We start from the raw sequence: 5,648 nt of genomic DNA, 5'->3' as shown, positions 1-5,648 counted from the left end.
CCCAATCTTCAGGCATCAATACCCGCTTGAGATTGGGATGTCCATCAAAGACAATCCCATACATATCAAAAGTTTCCCGTTCCTGCCAATCCACCGTTCGCCAGATCCAATATACCGACGGTACGACGGGATTTTCGCGCGGTAAGAATACCTTGATTCTGACTTCCTCTGGTCGAATGGCATTATCACTCATCTTCGTTAAGTGATAAAAACTCACTAGCTCATCGCCAGGCCCCGCATCATAACCACCCTGACACTGAAGATAGTTGAACCCATAGGCATATAGTGCCGTCGCTACAGGTAACAAAAACTGCGCTTCAATGCGGATGACTTCGACACCTTGAGCGTCAATAGTCAGGGATGTATGATCGACAAAGCCGTTTTGAGTCAACCACTGAGCGACTTTACCAGCAGGTACGAGTGGGGCTGCGGTGGGGGTAATTTCAGCCGTTGCCTTGGTTTCTTCCTCAGCCACGTTCGACCTCCTGTTTTTGAGCGGTAGCTAGTGCTGGCGTTACGGGCATTCCCATTGCTGCGGCGATTTCCGCTGGGGGATGGTCGTGAGTACCCGTCTGGAGATATGCGCCAGTCAAAATTGGCGATACGACTTTCATGTTATGCGTCGTACTATAGTAGCGATGAGTTTGATTTAATAACCCCCGCTCTTGCATCGACTCGTTGGCAATTTTTTTGCGCAGTTTCACCAGTGCATCCATGAGAGCTTCTGGACGGGGCGGACAACCAGGCAGATAGATATCGACCGGAATTAGTTTATCGACACCGCGTACCGCCGTCGGCGAATCCGCACTAAACATCCCACCCGTAATCGTGCAGGCACCCATGGCAATGACATACTTGGGTTCGGGCATCTGTTCGTAGAGCCGGACTAGGGCGGGAGCCATTTTCATGGTGATCGTCCCCGCTGTAATCAATAAATCTGCCTGCCGAGTACTCGCTCGCGGTACCAATCCAAACCTGTCGAAATCAAAGCGGGAGCCGATCATCGCGGCCATTTCGATAAAACAGCAAGCCGTCCCAAATAACAGTGGCCATAGACTCGACAAGCGCGACCAGTTATACAGGTCGTCTACAGTTGTCAAAATCACATTTTCCGACAAATCGGTCGTCACTTGCGGACGCTCGATCGGATTGGCAATCCGCTCTAAATTATCGGTCTTATTCATAGGATTCATGACCATTCTAAGGCTCCTTTGCGCCAAGCATAAACTAGCGCAATTACAAGAATTGCAATAAAAATCAACGCTTCAATAAAAGCGAGTAAGCCCAACTGACTAAACGCCACCGCCCAAGGGTATAAAAATACTGTCTCTACGTCAAAAACGACAAAGACCAGGGCAAACATATAGTAACGAATATTAAATTGAATCCACGCACCACCGATCGGTTCCATCCCCGATTCGTAGGTCGTGCGTCGTTCGGCACCGCCACTAGCCGGACGCAGTAGTTTCGATGCTGATAATGCTAAAATCGGCACCAGGCTACATGTCAAGATGAAGCCGAGTAGATATTCATAACCGTTGAGGACAAACACAGCTTATTCATAGTCATGAAGGGATAACGATCGATCTAGCAGCACTCTCGAACTGCAACACTCACGCTTCAAGCCTCTGACGATCGCGAATCAGAGATCTACAACGATGGTTGACTAGCTACTCTAGACGCTGAAAGACTCAATCTATATTATATTTTATCAATATAATGTGCTGGGGGATAGGATCGACGGGACATTGACTAACTAATTAATTATTGTCGCGCACTGACTAACAAGCTCAAACTACTGCTGGATCGAGGTTAGAGCTTGTCTGTTTATACTAACTGCTAGGCATATTGATGCCTTGACTTGCGAAATCTCACTCGATCGATCCACTTGAGAAAATTTTACAGTCCGCCAAACCATTCATAACCCTGGTCTTCCCAATAGCCCTGCTTACGGGATAATCGATCGAGTAAAGTCACTCTCGTCACCCATTTACTCTGCTTGTAACCCAGTTTAATCGGCGCGGCGAGTCGGAGTGGGGCACCATTATCTACAGGTAGGGGCTGTCCATTTTTTTGATAGGCTAATAGCGTTTGGGGATGCAGTGCCGAAGGCAGATCCCAACTGTTGTAATAACCATCGCCAGACTCAAAATAAACATATCGAGCTGTTGATTTGGGCTGGGCAAGGGCAATTAAATCTCGGAGTCTCACGCCGCCCCATTGGACGATTGCTGCCCAACCTTCTACACAAACATGCTGAATTACCATCGACTGCAATGGTAACTTTTTAATATCGCTCATGCTCAATTGCATCGGCTGGTTCACCGCCCCGTCGATAATTAGTTTAAAAGTAGTTGGATCGATCTCTGGAGTTTCAGTAAAACTATTAATCAACAAGGATTGAGGTTCGATTGCGCTCGCTGGATATTCGCGAGCTAAAGCTTGGGGTTTGAGCAACAATTCTTCTACTCGTTGATTGAGCGGATCGATCGCATTGCCAACAGCAGTGGAATATGGATTTAAGCCACAACTATTGAGCAACAAACCTATGCCAGTGAAACCAGAGAGTTGTAATAATTGCCGCCGATTTATAAAATTGGGATTCATGATTAGTTGGGAGTTGGGAGCTAGGAGTTGGATGCCGATTGAGGTAGTAGGGGCAATTCATGAATTGCCCCTACTACCTCAATGTCAGATAGATACAGACGAAAATCCTGTTAAACTTTTCAAACAAACATCGATCGCCAGATCCTCAATCCGCCGACTTTTAAACCCATGAGCATATGGACGATCGTAAATATTAAAGCGATCGGGACTGTCATAAAATGCACCGTGCGGAGAGTTTGCCAGTTGCCAAATAAACCCGCCAACCAGCCTAATTGGACTGGTTTGTACATCGCCAATCCACTCGCGATCGCCAGTATTAAAATGGGCACAATCCCCGTATAAATCAGTCGATGCCAAGCATAAGCTTTCCGCTTGGGATTTTGCCCGACTTTCAGGGCTTGGAGATCGCTACTAGAGACAAACCGCCGCTGCCACCGCTTTGTCAAGCCAATATAAATGCCATAAATTAGCAAATTAAACGAAAACACCCACATCATTGCAAAGTGCCAGTCCCTGCCACCCGCCAGCCACCCACCCAGAGTCATAAAACTAGGAAACCGCCAACCCTCTTTCCCACCAAATACGGGAGTGGCATTATAAATCTGGAGTCCGCTACCAACCATCAAGAACAAACTGATAATAATAACGCCGTGGAACAGCTTAATAACGACTTTTTGGTGAGGAATAGGTAGTGATTTTTTGGAGGCTGGCATAATATAACACTAGGGATATCGGAATGCGATCTCAACTGTAACAACCTTTGACCCAGATAACGACCGCCATAAGCTATTCTCATACCGAGAGGCTACGCCAACGACAGCAGCGTCAGCCCCGCACCCAGTCCGTAAACAACTAACATTCCAAACGATTGAAATGGTTGATGTTGCACCGCTGCCAGGAGTAAAATACTTGCTAATACTGGCCCTGCACAGGGTGTCCATAGTAGTCCGAGTTGACTGCCCAACCAGAATTCACCGACCAAGCCGATCGGGTTTAAGCAATTAGCATTAATGGAGAAATATTGAAAATATCGATAACCCCATGCTGGGAACATCGAGAATACCCCGATCGCTAGCAAAATCGCGATCGCCACCACCCTGAGCGCCTCAGGTAAATTCAGGGGTATGGACGCTGACTACTTTTAATCCTTGTGCTGCATACTCTCTATTTACAATGGCTAATCAACAATTGGATTTCACTGTTGAATTTTCACTAGCGGCGAGATGCAACCATAAACTTGCCGCTAACTCGGAAATAGCCCTGCTGGATCGATCCAATTTTCAAGTTACGATCCTTAGTTAGGGATGAATGAACTTCGATCTATTTACTTACTGGAGCGAATTTATAATGGAATCGATCGATCTTGTAGGATATGTAGCGGCAACGCTAACAACAGCAGCTTTTATACCTCAAGTTGTTCGGGTTTGGCAATCCAAGTCAACTACAGATCTATCTGTGCAAACCCTGCTATCGTTTATTGCCGGAGTTTCCATGTGGCTCATTTATGGCTTATTAGTTACAAGTGCGCCAATAATTATTGCAAATGCAGTGACATTGATACTGAATTTAATAATTTTACGCTTTAAATTTAAATATGGATAAATTGATCGAACTTATGTCAGTAAGCCGATCGTCAACACTCTACTTTCACCGACTTCGATACGGATTGCGATACTTTTATCCGATCGACTTCTGCCACCACACCATTGAGCCGCACTGGTTCGAGTTTACTAAAACTTTAATTACCGATCAAGTGATAAACTGAATGCCACTTTTTATTCTCATGATAAATAAATCGGTCACTGTAGATCGACCACAAAAAACAACACTAGTGATACCAACTTAGGTATCACTAGCGTTGTTAATCAGCATATAACAGGCAAGTTATTTAAAATCGGGATGACAGGATTCGAACCTGCGACATCCTGCTCCCAAAGCAGGCGCGCTACCAAGCTGCGCTACATCCCGTTGCTTAACCTCAATCATCATAACATACAAAAATCGAGATCGATCAATAACCTTTGTCTAATTACTAATCAGGGTACCAAAACATCCCCTTAATACCTTCAGGATCTTCTACAAAGCCCATCCCACCATAGAATCCCACCACATGAGCATCAGCAAATAGCGTAATGTTGCTAATATCCTCAGCACGGATCTTGTCGATCGTATACTTCATCATCGCCTTCCCTAATCGCTGACCCTGAAAATCAGGATGCACCACGACGTCCCAGACAGTGGCATTAAAAGCACCATCAGATGTAGCACGCGCAAAACCGATCATTCTTTTTGTTGCTCCCCGGACTTCCCACATCGAAACCACAATAAAACTATTTTGAAGAGCCTTCTTCACCTTTCGCAGAGGGCGGCGCGACCACCCAACAATGTCGCATAGCTCTTCCAATTCATACAAATCGAGATCTCGATCCGTACTAAAGAAAATTTGACTGTTTGGAGGTAAATTAAGTCCGGTTGCTTTAAATGCCGTAATAGTAGATGCACTTGCTTTAGATTCAGCAGCCGTATCGCCACCACTAAACAAACTCTTCCAAAAAACCATGTGGTGTGAACAACAAAGATAGTGGTTGCAGTTGCCGATCCCTACTACCTACATTTGGTGAGAGGCTAGATCGATTCACATAAATCATAACATTATTCTTAAGGAAATTCTTACCCCTTGGCTTCTACGACCTAATAAGATTGCTAGCTCCATCTCAATCTATCTCTAAACTTTACCCTGAAACGTTATTCACTAAATGCCATTGACGATCGATATCCCAAACAAAAGTATCTAAGCTAGCTAGCGCACCACCCGAATCAGACTCGATCGAACCAATCTAAAAGGACGATAAGTAGGTAAGCGGAATTAAAGATAAGACAGATGAGTCGAGAATAAGCCCCTAAGCTCGACTTTATCCATTTTAAAACCTTCGTGTTGGAGACTGGCTCCCAGACTCGCTCTCGTCGAACCGACTTTTCACAGATCGATAAAACAGGCGATATTCAAAAAGTCCAACCTGCTATAACCGTTATGGCTAGAC

General features: G+C 45.3%; 8 protein-coding genes and 1 tRNA gene. 1 reads left to right on the top strand and 8 read right to left on the bottom strand.

What is annotated here, in order from left to right; all coding sequences use genetic code 11:
• The 6 genes from RMO27_RS21240 to RMO27_RS21215 form a co-directional block, all read right to left on the bottom strand.
• Window positions 1-475 (bottom strand): NAD(P)H-quinone oxidoreductase subunit J (locus RMO27_RS21240; RefSeq protein WP_309736341.1); only part of this gene is annotated, 475 nt, incomplete at its 3' end.
• Window positions 468-1,199 carry an NADH dehydrogenase subunit K gene (locus RMO27_RS21235; protein WP_309736340.1) on the bottom strand — a complete coding sequence of 244 codons (732 nt, stop codon included), beginning with the start codon at window positions 1,197-1,199 and terminating at the stop codon, window positions 468-470. The genes RMO27_RS21235 and RMO27_RS21240, both read right to left, overlap by 8 nt.
• Window positions 1,190-1,552: a photosynthetic/respiratory NAD(P)H-quinone oxidoreductase subunit C gene (gene ndhC, locus RMO27_RS21230; protein WP_309736338.1), complete on the bottom strand. Its 363-nt coding sequence runs from the start codon at window positions 1,550-1,552 to the stop codon at window positions 1,190-1,192. The genes RMO27_RS21235 and ndhC overlap by 10 nt, the downstream gene beginning before the upstream one ends.
• Window positions 1,553-1,899: 347 nt before the next feature.
• Entirely contained in the window at window positions 1,900-2,607 is a 708-nt protein-coding gene (locus RMO27_RS21225) for a molybdopterin-dependent oxidoreductase (protein ID WP_309736336.1), read from the bottom strand.
• Window positions 2,608-2,726: 119 nt separating this feature from the next.
• A complete protein-coding gene (locus RMO27_RS21220) occupies window positions 2,727-3,320 on the bottom strand; it encodes a cytochrome b/b6 domain-containing protein (RefSeq protein ID WP_309736334.1) in 594 nt (197 codons plus the stop codon).
• A gap of 92 nt (window positions 3,321-3,412) precedes the next feature.
• Window positions 3,413-3,700, bottom strand: a complete 288-nt coding sequence (locus tag RMO27_RS21215) for a cytochrome c biogenesis protein CcdA (protein WP_309736331.1) — start codon at window positions 3,698-3,700, stop codon at window positions 3,413-3,415.
• 254 nt (window positions 3,701-3,954) lie between these two features.
• On the opposite strand from RMO27_RS21215, the gene RMO27_RS21210 reads away from it, so the two are divergent.
• Window positions 3,955-4,209 (top strand): SemiSWEET transporter, encoded by a 255-nt coding sequence (locus tag RMO27_RS21210; RefSeq protein WP_309736330.1) that lies wholly within the window; start codon window positions 3,955-3,957, stop codon window positions 4,207-4,209.
• Window positions 4,210-4,501: 292 nt separating this feature from the next.
• On the opposite strand, the gene RMO27_RS21205 is transcribed toward RMO27_RS21210, so the two are convergent.
• Window positions 4,502-4,575, bottom strand: a tRNA-Pro gene (locus tag RMO27_RS21205).
• A gap of 64 nt (window positions 4,576-4,639) precedes the next feature.
• Window positions 4,640-5,167: a GNAT family N-acetyltransferase gene (locus RMO27_RS21200; protein ID WP_309736328.1), complete on the bottom strand. Its 528-nt coding sequence runs from the start codon at window positions 5,165-5,167 to the stop codon at window positions 4,640-4,642.
• Window positions 5,168-5,648: the final 481 nt, after the last annotated feature.

The organism is Chamaesiphon sp. OTE_75_metabat_556, assembly GCF_031378165.1.
In the GTDB taxonomy this organism is placed as follows: Bacteria; Cyanobacteriota; Cyanobacteriia; order Cyanobacteriales; family Chamaesiphonaceae; genus Chamaesiphon.
This window is presented reverse-complemented; position numbering and strand designations above follow the sequence as displayed.